This window comes from Flavobacterium jumunjinense (genome assembly GCF_021650975.2).
Classification (GTDB): Bacteria; Bacteroidota; Bacteroidia; order Flavobacteriales; family Flavobacteriaceae; genus Flavobacterium; species Flavobacterium jumunjinense.
Window position 1 is genome coordinate 3,202,496 of sequence record NZ_CP091285.1, and the last position, 18,648, is coordinate 3,221,143.

Annotated in this window: 21 protein-coding genes; 8 read left to right on the top strand and 13 right to left on the bottom strand. The window is 30.3% G+C overall.

The window, feature by feature from the left end:
• Positions 1-151: 151 nt before the first annotated feature.
• The 5 genes from L2Z92_RS14450 to L2Z92_RS14470 all read left to right on the top strand — a co-directional run bounded on the left by L2Z92_RS14450 (position 152) and on the right by L2Z92_RS14470 (position 3,550).
• Complete coding sequence (locus tag L2Z92_RS14450; protein WP_236454891.1) at positions 152-1,630, top strand: malate:quinone oxidoreductase; 1,479 nt, start codon at positions 152-154, stop codon at positions 1,628-1,630.
• Positions 1,631-1,769: 139 nt separating this feature from the next.
• Positions 1,770-2,183 (top strand): Holliday junction resolvase RuvX, encoded by a 414-nt coding sequence (ruvX, locus tag L2Z92_RS14455; RefSeq protein WP_236454892.1) that lies wholly within the window; start codon positions 1,770-1,772, stop codon positions 2,181-2,183.
• A gap of 5 nt (positions 2,184-2,188) precedes the next feature.
• A complete protein-coding gene (locus L2Z92_RS14460; RefSeq protein WP_236454893.1) occupies positions 2,189-2,608 on the top strand; it encodes an RDD family protein in 420 nt (139 codons plus the stop codon).
• A 2-nt stretch (positions 2,609-2,610) separates the two neighbouring features.
• Positions 2,611-3,084, top strand: a complete 474-nt coding sequence (locus L2Z92_RS14465) for an Lrp/AsnC family transcriptional regulator (protein WP_236454894.1) — start codon at positions 2,611-2,613, stop codon at positions 3,082-3,084.
• 52 nt (positions 3,085-3,136) lie between these two features.
• Entirely contained in the window at positions 3,137-3,550 is a 414-nt protein-coding gene (locus L2Z92_RS14470) for a hypothetical protein (RefSeq protein WP_236454896.1), read from the top strand.
• Positions 3,551-3,585: 35 nt separating this feature from the next.
• On the opposite strand, the gene L2Z92_RS14475 is transcribed toward L2Z92_RS14470, so the two are convergent.
• The 9 genes from L2Z92_RS14475 to L2Z92_RS14515 form a co-directional block, all read right to left on the bottom strand.
• Positions 3,586-3,906, bottom strand: coding sequence for a hypothetical protein (locus tag L2Z92_RS14475; protein WP_236454898.1), 321 nt, complete (start codon positions 3,904-3,906; stop codon positions 3,586-3,588).
• A 60-nt stretch (positions 3,907-3,966) separates the two neighbouring features.
• A complete protein-coding gene (argH, locus tag L2Z92_RS14480; RefSeq protein ID WP_236454900.1) occupies positions 3,967-5,277 on the bottom strand; it encodes an argininosuccinate lyase in 1,311 nt (436 codons plus the stop codon).
• Between the two features lies 1 nt (position 5,278).
• Positions 5,279-6,364, bottom strand: a complete 1,086-nt coding sequence (locus tag L2Z92_RS14485) for a M20 family metallo-hydrolase (protein ID WP_236454902.1) — start codon at positions 6,362-6,364, stop codon at positions 5,279-5,281.
• Positions 6,339-7,139 (bottom strand): acetylglutamate kinase, encoded by an 801-nt coding sequence (gene argB / locus L2Z92_RS14490; RefSeq protein ID WP_236454904.1) that lies wholly within the window; start codon positions 7,137-7,139, stop codon positions 6,339-6,341. Before argB ends, L2Z92_RS14485 begins: the two co-directional genes overlap by 26 nt.
• The gene (locus tag L2Z92_RS14495; RefSeq protein WP_236454907.1) at positions 7,132-8,085 is read right to left on the bottom strand and encodes a Rossmann-fold NAD(P)-binding domain-containing protein; all 954 of its coding nucleotides are present in this window, start codon (positions 8,083-8,085) and stop codon (positions 7,132-7,134) included. Before L2Z92_RS14495 ends, argB begins: the two co-directional genes overlap by 8 nt.
• A gap of 87 nt (positions 8,086-8,172) precedes the next feature.
• Entirely contained in the window at positions 8,173-9,351 is a 1,179-nt protein-coding gene (locus L2Z92_RS14500; protein ID WP_236454909.1) for an aspartate aminotransferase family protein, read from the bottom strand.
• Positions 9,352-9,373: 22 nt separating this feature from the next.
• Positions 9,374-10,348: an N-acetyl-gamma-glutamyl-phosphate reductase gene (gene argC / locus L2Z92_RS14505; RefSeq protein WP_236454910.1), complete on the bottom strand. Its 975-nt coding sequence runs from the start codon at positions 10,346-10,348 to the stop codon at positions 9,374-9,376.
• Positions 10,338-11,555, bottom strand: a complete 1,218-nt coding sequence (locus L2Z92_RS14510; protein ID WP_236458866.1) for an argininosuccinate synthase — start codon at positions 11,553-11,555, stop codon at positions 10,338-10,340. The genes argC and L2Z92_RS14510 overlap by 11 nt, the downstream gene beginning before the upstream one ends.
• Before the next feature lie 16 nt (positions 11,556-11,571).
• The gene (locus L2Z92_RS14515; protein WP_379677209.1) at positions 11,572-12,243 is read right to left on the bottom strand and encodes an N-acetyltransferase; all 672 of its coding nucleotides are present in this window, start codon (positions 12,241-12,243) and stop codon (positions 11,572-11,574) included.
• Between the two features lie 196 nt (positions 12,244-12,439).
• On the opposite strand from L2Z92_RS14515, the gene def reads away from it, so the two are divergent.
• The 3 genes from def (at position 12,440) to L2Z92_RS14530 (ending at position 14,900) form a co-directional block, all read left to right on the top strand.
• On the top strand, positions 12,440-13,027 hold the full coding sequence (gene def / locus L2Z92_RS14520) for a peptide deformylase (RefSeq protein ID WP_236454912.1): 588 nt from the start codon (positions 12,440-12,442) through the stop codon (positions 13,025-13,027).
• Between the two features lie 108 nt (positions 13,028-13,135).
• On the top strand, positions 13,136-13,567 hold the full coding sequence (locus L2Z92_RS14525; protein WP_236454914.1) for a DUF5606 family protein: 432 nt from the start codon (positions 13,136-13,138) through the stop codon (positions 13,565-13,567).
• A gap of 101 nt (positions 13,568-13,668) precedes the next feature.
• Positions 13,669-14,900, top strand: a protein-coding gene (locus L2Z92_RS14530) for an IS3 family transposase (protein WP_236454916.1) whose coding sequence is annotated in 2 segments (ribosomal slippage) — positions 13,669-14,029 and positions 14,029-14,900 — 1,233 coding nt in all. Because the reading frame shifts where the segments join, the coding sequence is not laid out codon by codon here.
• Between the two features lie 26 nt (positions 14,901-14,926).
• Here L2Z92_RS14530 and L2Z92_RS14535 read toward each other — a convergent pair.
• The 4 genes from L2Z92_RS14535 to L2Z92_RS14550 all read right to left on the bottom strand — a co-directional run bounded on the left by L2Z92_RS14535 (position 14,927) and on the right by L2Z92_RS14550 (position 18,538).
• A complete protein-coding gene (locus L2Z92_RS14535; RefSeq protein WP_236454917.1) occupies positions 14,927-15,445 on the bottom strand; it encodes a hypothetical protein in 519 nt (172 codons plus the stop codon).
• Between the two features lie 413 nt (positions 15,446-15,858).
• Positions 15,859-17,163 (bottom strand): APC family permease, encoded by a 1,305-nt coding sequence (locus L2Z92_RS14540; RefSeq protein WP_236454919.1) that lies wholly within the window; start codon positions 17,161-17,163, stop codon positions 15,859-15,861.
• A 339-nt stretch (positions 17,164-17,502) separates the two neighbouring features.
• A complete protein-coding gene (locus tag L2Z92_RS14545) occupies positions 17,503-17,901 on the bottom strand; it encodes a hypothetical protein (protein WP_236454921.1) in 399 nt (132 codons plus the stop codon).
• 286 nt (positions 17,902-18,187) lie between these two features.
• Complete coding sequence (locus L2Z92_RS14550) at positions 18,188-18,538, bottom strand: hypothetical protein (protein ID WP_236454923.1); 351 nt, start codon at positions 18,536-18,538, stop codon at positions 18,188-18,190.
• Positions 18,539-18,648: the final 110 nt, after the last annotated feature.

The window sequence follows — 18,648 nt, forward strand, 5'->3', positions numbered from 1 at the left end:
ATTTTACAAAATAAAACACTGTTAATTGTGTAACAAAATAATGTATTTAGGATACTTTTTTGAGTTTTCAATTCATCCATCGAGTCGTTGTTATAACTATCTTTGTATCACAAACTAGGTAAGAGTTAAGTGAATTAAAAGAAGTATTGAAATGGAAGAACCAGATGTTATTTTAATTGGAGCAGGAATAATGAGTGCAACATTAGGGATTTTAATCAAAGAGTTAGATCCAAATTGCAAAATTGAAATTTATGAGCGCATGTCTGAAGCTGCATCAGAAAGTAGCGATGCGTGGAATAATGCAGGAACAGGTCATGCTGCTTTCTGTGAATTGAATTATACGCCCGAAAAGGAAGATGGTTCAATAGATATTTCTAAAGCATTGAAGATTTCGGAAGCGTATGAAGTTTCAAGACAGTTTTGGAGTTATTTGGTACAAAAAGAAATTATTAAAAATCCAGAAGATTTCATTCACTCTATTCCTCATGTTAGTTTCGTTTGGGGAGATGATAATGTTCGTTTTTTAAAGAAAAGACATGATGCATTAACTGAAAAAAGTTTATTTAAAAGAATGCTTTTCAGTACAGACAAAGATTTGCTAAACAATTGGATTCCTTTGGTTGTTAAGAATAGAGATGAAAACATTCCAGTTGCGGCCACTTATATGCCTATTGGTACCGATGTGAATTTTGGTTCACTTACTCGTTTACTTTTCGAATATTTAAAAAACCAAGAAGGAGTTTCGTTATATTTTCAAACGGAAGTAGAGAAGTTAAAAAAACAAGATGACGGAAAGTGGAAAGTAAAAGTGAGAGATTTAGCTACAAAAAAATCTAGAAAAATAAAATCACCATTTGTTTTCATTGGAGCAGGAGGAGGATCATTACGATTACTAGAGAAAGCAGCAATTGAAGAAGGAGATGGTTTTGGAGGTTTTCCAATTAGCGGACAATGGTTGCGTTGTATGAATCCAGATATTATTAAACAGCACAATGCAAAAGTATATGGGAAAGCAGCTGTCGGTTCACCACCAATGTCTGTACCTCATATCGATACAAGAATGATAGATGGGAAACAAGAATTGCTTTTCGGACCGTATGCTGGTTTTACAACAAAATTCTTAAAAAATGGTTCGTATCTTGATTTAATAAAATCCATTCAAACCGATAATATTGTGCCAATGCTTTCAGCTGGAGTAAATAATATTCCATTGACAAAATATCTTATAGAACAAGTAATGCAATCGCAAGGAGATAGAATGGAAGCTTTAAAGAATTATTTTCCAAATGCAAAAGCAGAAGATTGGGTATTAGAAACTGCTGGAAAACGTGTTCAAGTTATTAAGAAAGATAAAAATGGTAAAGGAGTTTTAGAATTTGGAACAGAAGTAGTCAATGATGATGATGGTTCATTAGCCGTTTTATTGGGTGCTTCTCCTGGTGCATCAACATCGGTTTCAATTATGATTGAAGTGATTAGTAGATGTTTTCCAAATAAATACAATTCAGAAGAGTGGCAAGCAAAATTGAAAGAAATGATTCCTGCTTTTGGTGAAACATTAAATGATAATGAAGCGTTGTGTACCCAAATTAGAACCATGACTAGTAAAATATTGAAGTTGGTCAACTAATTAGTTATTAAGATTTACCGTAAATTCGCAAATTAAAAGAATCAATAGTTTTAATTAATTTGCGAATTTGCGGTTTTAATACTAAGTGAGAAATGAAACTATTTTTACTTTCCGTATCTTTGTTTCATAAAACAAAACTATGCCCAGAATACTTTCCATTGATTATGGTTTAAAACGAACTGGAATTGCGGTTACCGATGAAATGCAAATCATTGCTTCGGGTTTGACCACAATTGCTTCTGATACTTTAGTTGTTTTCTTAAAAGAGTATTTTTCGAAAGAAAATGTAGAAAAAGTAATTATTGGAGAGCCCAAACAAATGGATGGAACTCCTTCTGAAAGTGCAGCAATCATTGAAAAATTCATAAAAATTTTCCAAAAAGAATTTCCTGAAATGAAATTGGATAGAGTAGACGAGCGTTTTACTTCAAAAATGGCATTTCAAACGATGATTGATAGTGGTTTGAAGAAAAACCAACGTAAAAATAAAGCTTTAATAGATGAAATTGCAGCAACCATTATGCTACAAGATTATTTGCAATATAAAAGATAGTTATTATGAAAGATAATATTTTAGGAAAAAGTGTAGTTGCTTCATTAATAGATTACTTTATGATTTTTATTTTATTTTTAATAATTTCATCTGTCTATTTATTATTCTCTAATGTTTTAAAATTTAAAATTGACCATATTGAAATCATTATCATAGCAATACTTTGGTTTACTTTTCTGGTAATTCCTGAATTTAAATTTGGAAAAACTTTAGGGAAAAAAATTATTGGAATAAAACTGATTTCTACTGAAAACAATAAATTATTATTTCGTCAAGTACTTATCAGGAGAGTTTTTGATATAATCGATATTTTTGCTTTAGGATTAGTTTCAATAATTATGTTATCAAATAATAACCAAAGATTTGGTGATAAGTTTGCTAAAGTATTCGTAGTAGATAAGAATTTCGAATTTAATGCTATTTAAAAATGAAAGATCAGATAGACACCAAAGACCAATTAATATTAGAAATTCTTCAGAATGATTCCACCATTTCTGTTAAAGATATTGGTGAAAAAATCGGACTTTCGTTTACACCAACATACGAGCGAATCAAAAATTTAGAACGAAATGGTGTCATAAAAAAATATGTCGCTTTGGTGGACCGATTTAAAATTGGTGTTGAAATTGTAGTCTATTGTAATGTTACTTTAAAAGAACAATCAAAAGAAGCTTTAGACGAATTTGAGCGAACGATTACACCTATTCCACAAGTTTTAGATGTAATAAGTCTATCTGGAAATTACGATTATATGCTTAAAATTGTAGCCCACGACATTAGAAGTTATAATGATTTTGTAGTGGATGTGATTTCAAATATTCCAAATATTGGTCAATATCACAGTAGTATTGTAATGAATGAATGTAAAAAGGAAACAGCTTATCCTTTGAAGGTGAAGTAGTTTTTTAAATATTTAAGTGATTGATTAAGAACTAAATTAATTTGTTAAAAAGATGAAAAATATATTTTTAATTATTCCATTTTTGATTTTAATCTCTTGCAAGGAAAACTCAGAGAAATTTGAAATTCAATCTAATAATAGATTTGAAATTTTTAAGAAAAATTTTTCTAATTCTGAAATTCTTTCAATTGATATAGTTGAAATCGACCATCCAATGCTAGGTGGAATAATTGAAACCGTAAAACTTAGCGAATCTCAAAAAAAGAGATTTCTAAATGATTTAGATCATTTAAAGAAAAAAGGAATGTTAAAATGCGGAGCAAAATATGTAGTTAGGTTAAATATGAAATTAGACACTTTAAGACTTAAAGTTTGTGGAACTAATGTAGCAAATAGATTTAACGATTTTTATTATGTATTGGAAAATGATAAAAACATAATTGATGAATACATAAAAATCAAATAACCTTTGTCAAAGTTTAAAACTTTGACAAAGGTCAACTATGACAAACTTTCAACTATATCATTAATATAATTTTGATTCTTTTCTTTAAGAAAAATTATTTTTATATGTAGTGAACTTGGTATTTTATCTTCTTTTTGCTCATTTATAAAAATTTGATAATTTGAATAATATTCTGCAAAATCAATTTTCTCAGTACCTACTTCTGTAATATAAGTCATGACAATTATTGCATGGTCAAAAATTACGTTACAATTTAATGCAGTATTGGAAGTCATCGTTAAGCAGTCAAATGTTCTATTATTATCCTTACTGTAACATTTGTCATTTATATCCTCTATACTCTTTATTTTAGTCATATTTAAATCTCTTTAAAATTACTACGAATATATAAAATAAATTACGTTTACTTAACTATCTTAAATAAACCTACTCTTCACTTCCTTAAAATTTTCAACAATCAAATCATTTCTTAGATTACCAATACTTCCTTCGTGTGAATGTTGTACGTTATAATTAGGTTCAAAGGTATTGTTTTCTATGGCTAAGCCGATGTTTTTATAAGCATCTCTAAACGCAATTCCTTCTAATACTTGTTGGTTTACATTTTCTACACTAAACATGTACTTGTATTTCTCGTCTTTTACAATTTCTGGTTTAATTTGAATGTGTGCCAACATGAAATCGAACATTTCCAAACATTCTTTTAAAGAGATAATCGCAGGAAAGAGAATTTCTTTAGTCAATTGCACATCTCTATGATAACCAGAAGGTAAATTATTGGTAACCAATATTAATTCGTTTGGAACCGCTTGAATTCTATTGCATTTGGCTCTCATAATTTCAAAAACATCTGGATTTTTTTTATGAGGCATAATGCTACTTCCAGTAGTTAGCGAATCGGGAAAAGAAATAAATCCAAAATTTTGATTCAAATACAAACACATATCAAAAGCAAACTTGCTCAATGTTCCAGCCATAGTAGCTAAAGCCATTGCAATAGCCTTCTCCGATTTTCCTCTAGTCATTTGAGCATATACAGCATTCACATTTAGGGTTTTAAAACCTAATAGTTTAGTAGTTAGGGTTCTGTTTAGTGGAAAGGAAGTACCATATCCAGCTCCAGAACCTAATGGGTTTTTATTGACGATGTTATGGGCGGCTAAAAACAATTCTAAATCGTCAATTAAACTTTCTGCATACGCGCCAAACCAAAGTCCGAATGAAGAAGGCATCGCAATTTGTAAGTGTGTGTATCCTGGCAAAAGGATGTCTTTATGTTGGTTGCTTAGTTGTATTAAGGTGTTGAAAAGTGTTTCTGTAAGGGAAACAATTGCTGAAATTTCAGCTTTGAAATATAATTTTAAATCGGTTAAAACTTGATCGTTTCTAGAACGACCACTATGGATTTTTTTACCAATGTCACCAATTCGCTGAATCAATAAGTGTTCTACCTGAGAATGTACATCTTCAATTCCTGCTTCAATTTCGAAATTTCCGTTTTCAATTTCTGTAGCAATATTTTTTAATTCTTTTTGGATGACCAACCACTCTTCATTGGTTAACAAACCGATAGAATTTAACATTTCACAATGCGCTAACGAACCTTGGACATCATATTTTGCTAATTTATAATCAAAAATAATATCGTTACCAACTGTAAATTGCTCTACAATAGAAGCGTGTTCTTGATTGGAGCTTTCTTTTTTCTGCCAAATTTTAGTTGCCATTTTAAAGTATTTGGGTTAAAATTGAAATATGAATTTGAATGGCTTCCTTAATTTCATCTAAATAAATAAATTCATCACTACTATGCGAACGAGTCGATAAACCTGGACCCATTTTTAAAGAAGGGCAAGGAATTACAGCTTGATCGGATGAAGTTGGAGAACCATAATACGTTCTTCCAATAGCTAGACCTGCTTTTACATAAGGATGATCCATTGGAATAGAAGAGGAGTTCAATCGTAAAGAACGAGCCGTTACTTTTGAATTCACGTTTTCTTGAACTAAATGATACACTTCTTCATTAGAATATAATTCGTTTGTACGAACATCCACAGTAAACGAACACGAATTTGGAACCACATTATGTTGGGAACCACTATTAATAATGGTTGGTGTCATTTTAACTTCCCCAAGAATTGGAGATACTTTATCAAATTTATATTGGGTAAACCAATGGATATCTTTTACAGCATTTAAAATGGCATTATCATCATTAGGATGTGCAGCATGTGAAGAAGTTCCAGAAGCTTCGCAATCTAAAACCAACAATCCTTTTTCGGCTATAGCCAAATTCATTTCCGTTGGTTCACCTACAATTGCAAAATCAATTTTCCCTAATTGTTTATAAATCGATTCTACACCATTTACACCAGAAATTTCTTCTTCGGCTGTTGCAGTTATGATGATGTTGTAATTCAAGTTCTCTTTTTCGTAGAAATATAAAAAAGCACAAATTAAACTTACTAATGGTCCACCAGCATCATTACTACCTAATCCATAAAGTTTCCCATCTTTTTCAATTGGTTCAAAAGGATCTAATGTATAACCTGTATTTGGCTTCACGGTATCGTGATGGGAATTCAGTAAAATTGTTGGTTTGGAAGCGTCATAATATTTGTTGTAAGCCCAAATATTATTCATACTTCTATTTGTTGGAATTTCATGAGATTTAAAAAAATCTTCAATGATAATTGCTGTTTTGTCTTCACTTTTGCTAAAGGAAGGCGTGGCTATTAAATTTTTTAGTAGCGAAAGTGTCTTTTCATATAAATCAGTAACAGTATTATTCGATAATTGTTGTGTATTCATGGGTTGTTTTGTTTAAAAAGCCTAACAAATTAGTGGCTTTTAAGATTCCTATTGCTGAAACTCCGTTTTGTAAGGCATTAAAACAATTATCTAATTTAGGTAACATTCCTTTTGAAATTGTACCATCGTTTTTTAATTGTTCGTATTGTTGATGATTCAAAGTTTTAATTACTGAATCATCATTACTGGGGTCTAATAAAACTCCCTTTTTTTCAAAACAATAGAGCAAAGACACTTCATATTTTGAAGATAAACTAACCGCTAAAGCATTAGCAATAGAATCGGCATTTGTATTTAATAATAGACCATTACCATCGTGCGTTATTGCGTTCACAACTGGTGTTAAGCCAAAATTTATTATATTTTCTAGAAAATCTGTGTTCACGCTTTCAGCATTTAAATCACCTACAAATCCATAGTCGATTGTTGGATGAATTCTTTTAGTTGTTTTAATCAAATTAGCATCAGCACCAGACAAACCCAAACTGTTTTTATTGTTTTTTTGTAATAATGCCACAATGTTTTTATTGATATAACCAGCATAAACCATAGTTGCTATTTTAATGGTTTCTGCATCTGTAATTCTTCTGCCATCAATCAATTGCTGAGGAATGTTTAGTTTTTCAGCTAAATCAGTGGCTAACTTTCCTCCTCCATGAACGAGAATAAAAGGTGTATTAATGGTGGCAATAGTCTCTAAAAATTGTGCTAATTCAAACTTATTGTCGATACTATTACCACCTATTTTAATAATTAATAACTTTTGGTTATTCATTGTTTTCTAGAATTTTTTGTATTACAATTTGTGCTGCAAAAGTTCTATTATAAGCTTGTTGATAAACCAATGAGTTTTCGCTGTCAAGTACTTCATCACTAATTTCAACATTTCTTCTAACAGGTAAACAGTGCATTATTTTGGCATTATTACTTCCTTTTAATTTCTCATTGGTCAATAACCAATCTTCTTCTACTGGAACCAATTTTCCATAATTTTTAAAAGAAGACCAATTTTTCACATATACAAAATCGGCATTTTCTAACGCTTTTTCTTGGTTATATTCAATTGTTGCCTCTTTAGTAAATTCGGTATCTAATTCATATCCTTCTGGATGTGTTATTACAAACTCATAATCACTTGCATTCATCCATTGTGCAAAGGAATTTCCAACAGCTTGCGGAATGGGTTTTATATGTGGTGCCCAAGTTAAAACGACTTTTGGCTTTTTATCTTTTGGTAAATTTTCTTCAATTGTAATACAATCGGCTAAACTTTGTAAAGGATGCAAAGTCGCAGATTCTAAAGATATTACAGGAACTTTCGCATATTTTTCAAATAATTTGTACACTTTTTCAGAAACATCATCTTCTTTATTAGTTAAACCCGCAAAACAACGAATCCCAATAATATCGCAATACTGACTCAACACGTTTGCTGCATCTTTTACGTGTTCAACTGTGTTCCCATTCATAATTGCACCGTCTTCATATTCCCAAGTCCAAGCTTCTTGAGCAGCATTTAATAAAATAGTATACAAACCTAAGTTATGAGCCGCTTTTTGAGTACTTAATCTTGTACGTAAACTCGAGTTTAGAAATACTAAACCTATTGTTTTCCCTTTACCAAGGTGAATATTTTGCTGAGGTGCTTTTTTTAAAGCAATTGCCTCCTTTATAGTTGCTTGTAAATCTGTTATGTCATTAACAGAGAAGAATCTTTTCATCTCTTAAACTCTTGTTTATTAATTTAATTTTGCACTAATCACTAATCACTAATCACTAATCACTAATCACTAATCACTAATCACTAATTATGTTAGTACCGTTTTTCTGTTTTGGTTTACTTCTTCTTTTTTTGCATTTAATCTTGCAATTGTTCGAAAAGCACTTATAAAAATGTCTAATTCTTTTTTAGTAATATTTAAGGCAGGTAAAATTCTTAAAGTATTTGGACAAGAAGCGTTACCTGTTAAGATTCTAAAATCTTTTAGTAGCTGATTTCTAAAAGGAGCACAAGGTGTTTTTAATTCGATACCAAACATTAACCCTATATATCTTATTTCTTTTATGCTTTCATTATCTTTTAATTGTTCGTAAAGATAATCGCCCATTTCTTGAGCATTTTGCATCAATTTTTCAGATTCGATTACTTCTAAAACGGCTTTTGAAGCTGCACAAGCTAAATAGTTTCCACCAAATGTGGTTCCTAGTAAACCATGTCTTGCTTCTATTTTGGGAGAAATAATGACACCACCCACAGGAAATCCATTACCCATTCCTTTTGCAACCGTAATAATATCTGCTTGTACGTTTGCATGTTGGTGTGCAAAGAATTTACCAGTTCTTCCATAACCCGATTGAATTTCGTCAGCAATGAATAATGATTCATAACGGTCACATAAAACTCTAATTTTTTGTAAAAAAGCGGTTGATGGGATTTGAACACCGCCAACACCTTGAATACCTTCAATAATAACGGCTGCAATTTCATTTGATTTAAATGTGTTATCTAAAGCTTCAATGTCATTGAATGGCAAAAAGATAAAGTTGTCTGTTTCATTTATAGGTGCAATAATCTTTTTATTATCAGTTGCTGCAACTGCTGCAGCTGTTCTTCCGTGAAATGCTTTTGTGAAACAAATTACTTTTTTTCTGTTAGTATGAAAAGAAGCTAATTTTAAGGCATTTTCATTGGCTTCAGCTCCAGAATTACACATAAAAAATTCGTAAGTATCATAACCACTAGCTTTACCTAATAATTTGGCTACTTCTTCTTGAATAGGAATGCGAACAGAATTCGAATAAAATCCAATATTATGCAATTGTCGCGTAATCATTTTTACATACGTTGGATGGCTGTGACCAATAGAAATCACAGCATGACCTCCATATAAATCTAAATATTTTTCGTTTTTATCACTCCACAAATAGCTGCCTTCAGCTTCAACGAAGTTTAAATCGAATAACGGATATACATCAAATAATTTCATTTGTCGAATATTAATTGTTTTTTTAAAATGCGGAAGCTTTTAATTTCAAGCCTAATGTAGGTTCCCAACCCAACATTAAATTCATATTTTGAATCGCTTGACCAGAAGCTCCCTTTACTAAATTGTCTATTATAGAGTGAACAACAACTTGTTCCCCTTGTTTTTCTATATGAATCAAACACTTATTTGTGTTAACTACTTGTTTTAAATCGATAGTATTTCTAGAAACAAACACAAACGGATTCCCTTTATAAAAGGCTTCATAAATAGCATAAATTGATTCCATTGATAAATGAGATTCTAATGTTGAACTTGTAAAAATTCCTCTTGTAAAATCACCTCTCCAAGGCACAAATTCTAATTTTACTTTTTCTTTATTTAGGCTTTCCAAAGTTTGACAAATTTCAGGAACGTGCTGATGATTCAAGGTTTTGTAGGCAGAAATATTATTAGTTCTCCAACTAAAATGTGATGTTGGTTGTAATTGTTGACCAGCTCCAGTTGCTCCTGTAATTCCAGTAGTATATACTTTGTTCAATAATTTTTCTTTTGCCAATGGAAGCAGAGCCAATTGAATAGCTGTTGCAAAACAACCAGGATTCGCTATATAATTTGCTTTTTTAATCGCTTCTTCATTGGTTTCGGATAATCCATAGATGAATTCACCTTGACTGAAATTTCCGTCTAATCTGAAATCATTTCCTAAATCAATTATTTTTATTGGGTTGGAAACCGAATTATTTTCAATCCAAACTTTACTTTCTTTATGAGGCAAACACAAGAATAATAGGTCTACATTGTTAGCATATTCATTGGTAAACTCTAAATTAGTTTCTCCAAACAAATCGGCATGAACCGTATACACTGGTTTATTTGCATTGCTTCTACTTAAAGCAAAACCAATTTCAACATTTGGATGATTTAATAACAAACGAATCAATTCTCCACCTGTATAACCTGCTGCACCAACTATTCCAACTTTTATTTTAGTTTGCATCTACTTCTGTTTGATTAGCATTAACTTTATGATAAATTGAAAGCGAATTACTAATAATTTTTGAATATCCTTTTACATCTTCGCCTGACCAACCTAAATTCATTTCTCCATAACTACCAAATTTTGCATTCATTAAGTCATTATCCGATTCAATTCCGTTAAGGATAAAACGATAGGGAAGTAGCGTGATAAAAACTTTTCCATTTACTTTATCTTGAGTGTTTTCAAAAAAGACTTCAATATCTCTCATGGCTGGATCTAAAAATAAGCCTTCGTGCAACCAACTTCCATACCAATCTGCTAATTGCGATTTTAGGTTTAATTGGAATTTAGATAAAGTGTGTTTTTCAAGTAAATGATGTGCTTTTAAAATTAAAATAGCAGCAGCTGCTTCAAAACCGACTCTTCCTTTAATACCAACAATAGTATCACCTACGTGAATGTCTCTACCTATTGCATATGGAGTTGCAATACTTTCGAGATATTGAATGGCTTTTACAGGATTTGAAAACGTTTTGTTATTAATACCTTGTATTTCTCCCTTCTTAAAGTGAAGTGTTAGTTCGGTAGAAGTAGCTGCTGTATTTTCTAATTGTGAAGGAAAGGCACTTTCTGGCAAATAGCCATGTGAAGTCAAGGTTTCTTTTCCTCCTACAGATGTTCCCCAAAGTCCTTTATTTATGGAATATTGTGCTTTCTCAAAGTTAATTTCAAAACCATTTTCAGCTAAAAATTGAATTTCAGCCTCTCTAGATAATTTTAAATCTCTAATAGGAGTTATAATTTCAACTTTTGGACATAGAATATTAAATATAACATCAAAACGTACTTGATCATTTCCAGCACCTGTACTTCCATGAGCTACTGCGTCTGCATTTACTTCAATAGCATATTCTGCAATTGATTTTGCCTGAATAGTTCTTTCTGCACTTACTGAAAGGGGATAAGTATTGTTTTTTAAAACATTCCCATAGATTAAGTATTTTACGCAAGAAGTGTAATAAGCTTCTGTTGCATCGATACATGTGTAAGAGTAAACACCCAATTCATAAGCACGTTTTTCTATTGCTGTTATTTCTTCTTCTGAAAAACCACCTGTATTGATGGTAACAGCATGAACTTCGTAATCTAGTTTTTTTGATAAATATACAGCACAGAATGAAGTATCTAAACCACCACTATAGGCTAAAACTAATTTCTTTTTCATTCTTTTAAATTTCATTTTAACTGTTTTTAAAAAAGGTTTTACTTTTTCTCTTAAATTTTAAGGATATGATTTTAAGTAAAGAATGTTTCTTCTTCATTCGACTCAATCGTTCTTTTATCAAAATCTTTTCTTCCTTTTGCCTTTTTTGTAATACATCATTATTTTTGTCATACATCATTGCTGTGCATAAACAATTTTTTCTGTTTTTTGAGATTAAAATATCATAGTTAACACAACTTTTACATCCTTCCCAAAATTTTTCATCTTGTGTAATTTCTGAATAGGTTATTGGTTCATAGCCCAATTCACTATTAATTTTCATAACAGCTAAACCTGTGGTTAAACCAAAAATTTTAGCATTTGGAAACTTTTGTCGTGACAATTTGAAAATCTCTTTTTTTATTTTCCGTGCTAATCCTAGTTCCCTGTATTGGGGAGCTACAATTAGCCCAGAGTTGACGACAAATTTTTCTTCACTCCATGTTTCAATATAGCAGAAACCAGCCCATTCATTTTGCTCTGTAAGTGCAATGATAGCATTACCTTCTGTTATTTTTTTATTTACATATTCTATGGAACGCTTAGCGATTCCAGTACCTCTAACTTTAGCAGAACTTTCCATTTCTGTAATAATTGCTTCACAAAATATAGAATGTTCGATGTTAGTTTGCTCAATTTTGATCACCATTATACCAAATTTTCGACAAATGTAAATTAAATATTTGTTTAAAAACAAATAAAAAGATAAAATAACTTAAAATAATTTTAAAAAAGATAAATTATCTTTTTAGATTTTATAAAAGACAGCAGTAATTTAGAATGTTTTGCTTTTAAGTTATTTTTAAGAAATATTTTGCTTAATTTTGCGTTCTAAATTTTTGAAGATGATTTTACCGATATATGGCTATGGCGAGCCGGTTTTGAGAAAAGTAAGTGAAGAAATAACGAAAGATTATCCTAATTTAAAGGAGACAATTGCCGACATGTTTGAAACAATGTATCAAGCATATGGTTTAGGTTTAGCTGCTCCACAGGTAGGAATGCCTATTCGTTTATTTGTAATTGATACAGAACCATTAGCAGATAGCGATGAAGTTTCAAAAGAAGAAGCAGAAGAATTAAAGACATTTAAGCAAGCGTTTATTAATGCTAAAATAGTGAAGGAAGAAGGAGATGTTTGGGGATTTAATGAAGGGTGCTTGAGTATTCCAGATGTGAGAGAAGATGTTTTTCGTCATGAAACAATTACAATTGAATATTATGATGAAGATTTTATTAAAAAAACAGAAGTATTTTCAGGCTTGAGAGCTCGTGTAATACAACACGAATATGATCATATTGAAGGTATATTGTTTACAGATCATTTATCAATGTTAAAGAAAAAAATTATTGGTAAAAAGCTAATGAACATTATGGAAGGGAAAACAAAGCCTGACTATAGAATGAAATTTGTTAACAAGAAAGGAAGATAAGTAAAAGGGGTTAGTAATTAATGTTATACTATTTTGAACTTTCGACTTTTTAGCTTTTAAACTTTAAACTAAAATTATATATTTGCCAACCTTAAATAAAAAAGAAAAATGAGCATTCAAAAAATATTAGCTATTTCTGGGAAACCAGGTTTATTCGAATTAAAGATTCAAACACGTACTGGTTTTGTGGCAGAAGCATTATTAGATGGTAAAAGAATTACTGTTGGAATGAGAAGTAACGTTAGTTTATTATCTGAAATTGCAGTCTATACTTATACAGAAGAAATTCGTTTGGCAGAAGTTTTCAAAGCAATTGCTGTAAAAGAAAATGATGGACTTGCAATTTCTCACAAAGAAGACGATACTAAATTAAAAGCTTATTTTAGAGAAGTATTACCCGAATTTGATGAAGATAGAGTATATACATCAGATATTAAGAAAATCTTAAACTGGTATAATACTTTACAACCTAAAGGATTCGTTTCGGTTGAAGCTTTATCTAAAGAAGAAACAGAAGAAGTAGACGAGACAGCTGAATAATTAGCTAAAAGTATATATTTTAAAAAGTCCTCAATTTTGAGGACTTTTTTGTTTTTAAATATGTCCCGTCCTGAAATAAGTTGACATAAAATCGACTTATTATGAATAAATCAGAAAACAGGCCAGCAAAGCGTAGTCAACGCGATTATAATCTGGGCTTTAAATTAGCTGTTATTTCTCAAGTAGAAAAAGGCGAACTTACCTATAAGCAAGCTCAAAAGAAGTATGGAATTCAAGGTAGAAGTACAGTTTTGGTTTGGTTAAGAAAATTTGGTAATTTAGATTGGAGTAACCCCAAGCTTTTGTTTATGGTCAAATCTAAAGAAACTCCAGCCCAAAGCATTAAAAGATTAGAGAAAGAATTAGCTGATGAGAAGCTTAAAAACACAGTGCTAAACACCATGATTGATATCTCAGATAGTCAATACGGTACTCAAATTAGAAAAAAGTTTTCACCCAAACCATCCGACGCATCCAACAAGAAGAAGGCATAAGTATGTCCAGAACTTGTAGATTGTTTGGGGTAAGCCGACAAGCTATTTATCAGCAGGAAGCACGTTGTTTAGAACGAGAGAAAGAATTATTAATAGTAAAGCAACTCGTTGAAAAACAAAGAAGAATTATGCCTCGATTAGGCACAAGAAAACTTTATTTTTTACTAGAACAATCTTTTGTTGAAAATAGAATTAAAATCGGGAGAGATGCATTTTTTGCTTATTTGAAAAGAGAAAAAATGCTAGTTAAACCAATGAAAAATTACACAAAAACCACCTTTTCTAAACACTGGTTACGTAAGTACCCCAATTTATTTAAAGATATCGATATCAACAGAATAGAACAGGTTTTTGTTAGTGACATAACTTATATAAAATCTAATAAAAGAACTCATTATCTATCATTAGTTACAGATGTTTTTAGCAGAAAAATAGTTGGTTATCATTTGAGTGATGACATGAGTGCAGAAAGTGTGGTTAAGGCCTTAAGAATGGCAGTAAAAAACAGAAAAACAAACCTTCAATTAATACATCACTCAGACAGAGGTTTACAATATTGTTCTAAAATTTATCAAAATGAATTAACCAAAAACAATATTATTGCTTCTATGACCGATGGCTATGATTGTTATCAAAATGCTCTAGCGGAAAGAATAAATGGTATTCTAAAACAAGAATTCCTCATATACAAATGTAAATCAGGTGATGAACTTAACCTTTTAGTTAGAGAGTCTGTGGAATGCTATAATAGTAAAAGACCTCATTTGAGTTTAAATATGAAAACACCTAACTTTGTATATGAAAAAACCAGTGAAGTTAACTTCACTGGTTTTAATTAATTTATTGTAAAACTCGTCAACTTATTTTAGGACGACTCAATATGCTTATTAAATTCGACAATTCCGTTTTTATATTCTTCAAAATTATAATGAATGTGATCAAAACCTTTATTGATAGTCCATTTATTATCTTTATATAAAAAAGAGATAAATGACCAAAGTATTGGTCTTACTTTAAAACGATATTGTTTATTTGTATATTCTAGGTGCATCCAAATCATATCATTCTCTTTAGGTAAATAATCAAAATCAAAAACATTTTTTGAATTAAGAATCGGAAGTATATTTTCAGTAGTTAATTCATCATAATTTAATTCTTTAGCAGATGATTGATGGTGCCAATCTAGACCATTATAAATATAGTCACCAGAATATTTTCTAAGTCTCCAATAGATTGTTTTAGTTTCATAATTTTTTTCATTCCAAACTTCTTTTATTTTATTTCGTCTTGAGTTTTTATTATGAATAACAGGTTTAGGTTCCAAGTTGGAATTGATCAAAGGTTCAATAGTTATGAATTTTATTGTGAAATTTGAATGTGCCATTTTTAGGTTTTTAAAAGAAGTAATAAAAATGATTTCTGTTACCAGCTGGTTTTTACTCTGTTCTATATTTTTTACATTCCTTTATTGGAATCGGTTCATATTTTATTTTTTTACAATATGAGTAAATTCAGTCAGAATTTTTTCTAATTCTTGAATTGAGTTCAACCGTTCTTTCTTTGTATTTGCCTGATACCCAAAAACAATTAATATTCAAAATAATTAGGAGCTATAATTGGAATCTAAGTATTTTCGGCAGGTCCATATTCAATAAAAACTTTTGCTCTTTCATTGATGCGTCTAAAGACATATCTGTTATTAGATTCCTTAGTCAAAACATTTCTTATCAGATATACGCACAGCAAATATGTTCTACTGATATATTTTATGTATTTAACTCAATTAACTGTTCCATTTTATTTCAGTTCTTTGTTGGGCACAGTTTTTTTCTTTTCTGACTTTTTATAAATCCATTCCAATAAAAAACAAAATCCAATAATGGCTATTGAAATTATAACACCAATAGTATTGGAAGCGTATTGTTGTTTTATCAAAATTATGGTAGCTGTTATACATAAAACAAATCCAACTAAGGGAATTATTTTATTACTATTTGTTTCTTTAGATAATCGATATCCAACAAGATTAACAAAACCAAAAATGAGTAAAAAACCAACACTTCCTGCAGTTGATATGCTTTCTAGCTGAAGTAGATTGACTAAAATTAATGTAGCTATCGCTGTAATCAATAAACCAATTGGCTGATTCCAAACTTTTGCTAAAAAGTGATGCGGTAGTTCATCGTCCTCGGCGATTTCATAATTGACTTTACTTCCTCCATAAAGAGAAGCGTTAATTGCAGAAAACGTTGAAATTAAGGCAGCAACTGTAATGATAGAAAAACCAATTTTTCCTAACATCGGTTTAGCCGCTTCTGCCAAAACATAATCTTGTGCTGTTGCAATTTTTGCGAATGGAAGTGATCCTACAGTTACGAGCGCAATAATAATATATAGCACAATCACGAAAATCACAGAATAGTAATAGGCTTTTGGTATGTTCTTTTCAGGATTTATTATATCAGGTGCAGCGTTTGCAATAAGTTCAAAGCCTTCATAAGCAACAAAAATAACCATTCCGCCTGCAAATAATTTAATAGGTGCTTCCCATTGTGAAATTGCTAATTGCGCTACATTTGGATTGCCAATCAATCCATAAGCACCAATAAAAATAAAGGAAATTAGAATTACTAATTTGATAATTACTGCGTAAGACTCTATTTTACCAACTACAGCAATACTATAATAGTTAATAGCTGTAGCTAAAATAATAATTGCACTAGCATAAATGTGCGAATCAATTATTATGTCGTGCGTTAATTCTAAAAGGTTTGGTGCGTAAGACCCAAATGCCGAAGCATAAAGTGAAAGCATAATAATGTAGCTTATCCACAATAGATTATTAATTCCACCACTAAAAATTGTTTTTCCGAAACCTTGGTTAATAAATTTAACGGTTCCACCACTATCAGGATACTTTTTTGATAGCTTCACATAACTGTAAGATGTTATTAACGCTAAAATCCCAGCAAACAAAAAGGCAATTGGTGTTCCTCCTTTGGCAAGCGATACTGCAAGTCCAAGGACTGCAAAAATCCCACCACCAACCATTCCGCCAATTCCGATAGAAATAGCTTCTTTCAAATCTATTTTTTTATTCATATGGTGTTTTTTACAAATTATTCCAAACGTGTTGCCGTTTGATGCAGTTGCGTAAATTTATAACAAAAGATTACAAGTAAAAAACGCCTCATAGAATTTTTGGAGACTCGAGCACTATGTGCGAACTAGCGAAGCAAAATTTTGAACACAAACGAAGCTTATAAATTACTACAAATGGCTGTACTTGTTGCACAACTAATAAATTTAAATTGAATACTGATTTTATGATTTTTATAAATATCAGAATAATAACGTTTTTAGTTTTTTAAAATGATTAAAAAATAAGAATCATAGCCTTTAATTAGTTGTACAATAGTCATATATGTTAGCAGTTGCTTTTTAATCTATTTTTATTAAAGTGAATTCAGTTTCCTCTATATTACCCATTTTGCATTTTACTTTGACGGCTTTTCGTTCGGTTTCTATAATTTTAGAGGTTAAAATTTCTCCAACTTTCACAGGATAATCTGGAATTGTAACTTCAATAACCGTTGATTTATATTCACAATCAGTTATAAATTCTATTTTACATTTTACATAATATTTTCCGTTAGAAATATACTCTGTTTGGATACCGTCTTCAATTATCATATAGTAATCATTTTGATCATATAATAAACTTAGAAATTTTCCATTCAACATTATTTTACAATTTGGTTCTGAATCAGGTTCTGTAAAAATAGTTTGTGCATTGAGAGAAGTAGAGAATAATAAAAATAGAATTATGTATTTTTTCATTTTAGCTGTACCTTAATATTTAGTCAAATTTACTGATAAATTGTTTATATACTTAGTTTTTTATTCTTCAGTTGAATATATGTAATGTGTATTGATTTACTTAACTAGTATTGCGTACTTTTTAAATATATAAATAATTAAATGTAATCGGATATGTAATCGGTTTACTTCACTAAAATCCACTTTTATTCATGTTCAATGATTATAAAACGACCCACGTTGTGATGAAGAATACAAAAAAACAATAGAAGCAAATGAATAAATCTTTAGTTGTTTTGTAGCTTTTTTATCTCAATAAACTGTCAAGTAGTATCGTCAAAATCATTATTATAAGCATAATTCCAGCAACTTTAAAATACATTTTTTGAATTTTTTTTTCGTCACGATAATCAGAAATAAAGATGGTTTCTGTATGCGCTATTATTTCATTTTTGATGAAAATTTCATCAAGCTTTATTCGGTCAATATCTTGAATGAAATATCTAATTCCATTTTCAAACATTGACTGATTCTCAATATCGCAATAATATTCAACTTTCTGTTTTACAAGTTCACTTTCAAACCTTATTTTGTCTTTAGGTAAAACATATATTTTGAAATGTTTTTTGAATAATATTTTAGGATTATTTTCTTGCACTTGGTTACTATTAAAATTGACTATAAAGGTTTTTTATAAAATTAAGCACTTGATTTAGTTGATGAAAATAGAATGGATTTTCGTAAGTAGGCGAGTAGGTACATTTTTTT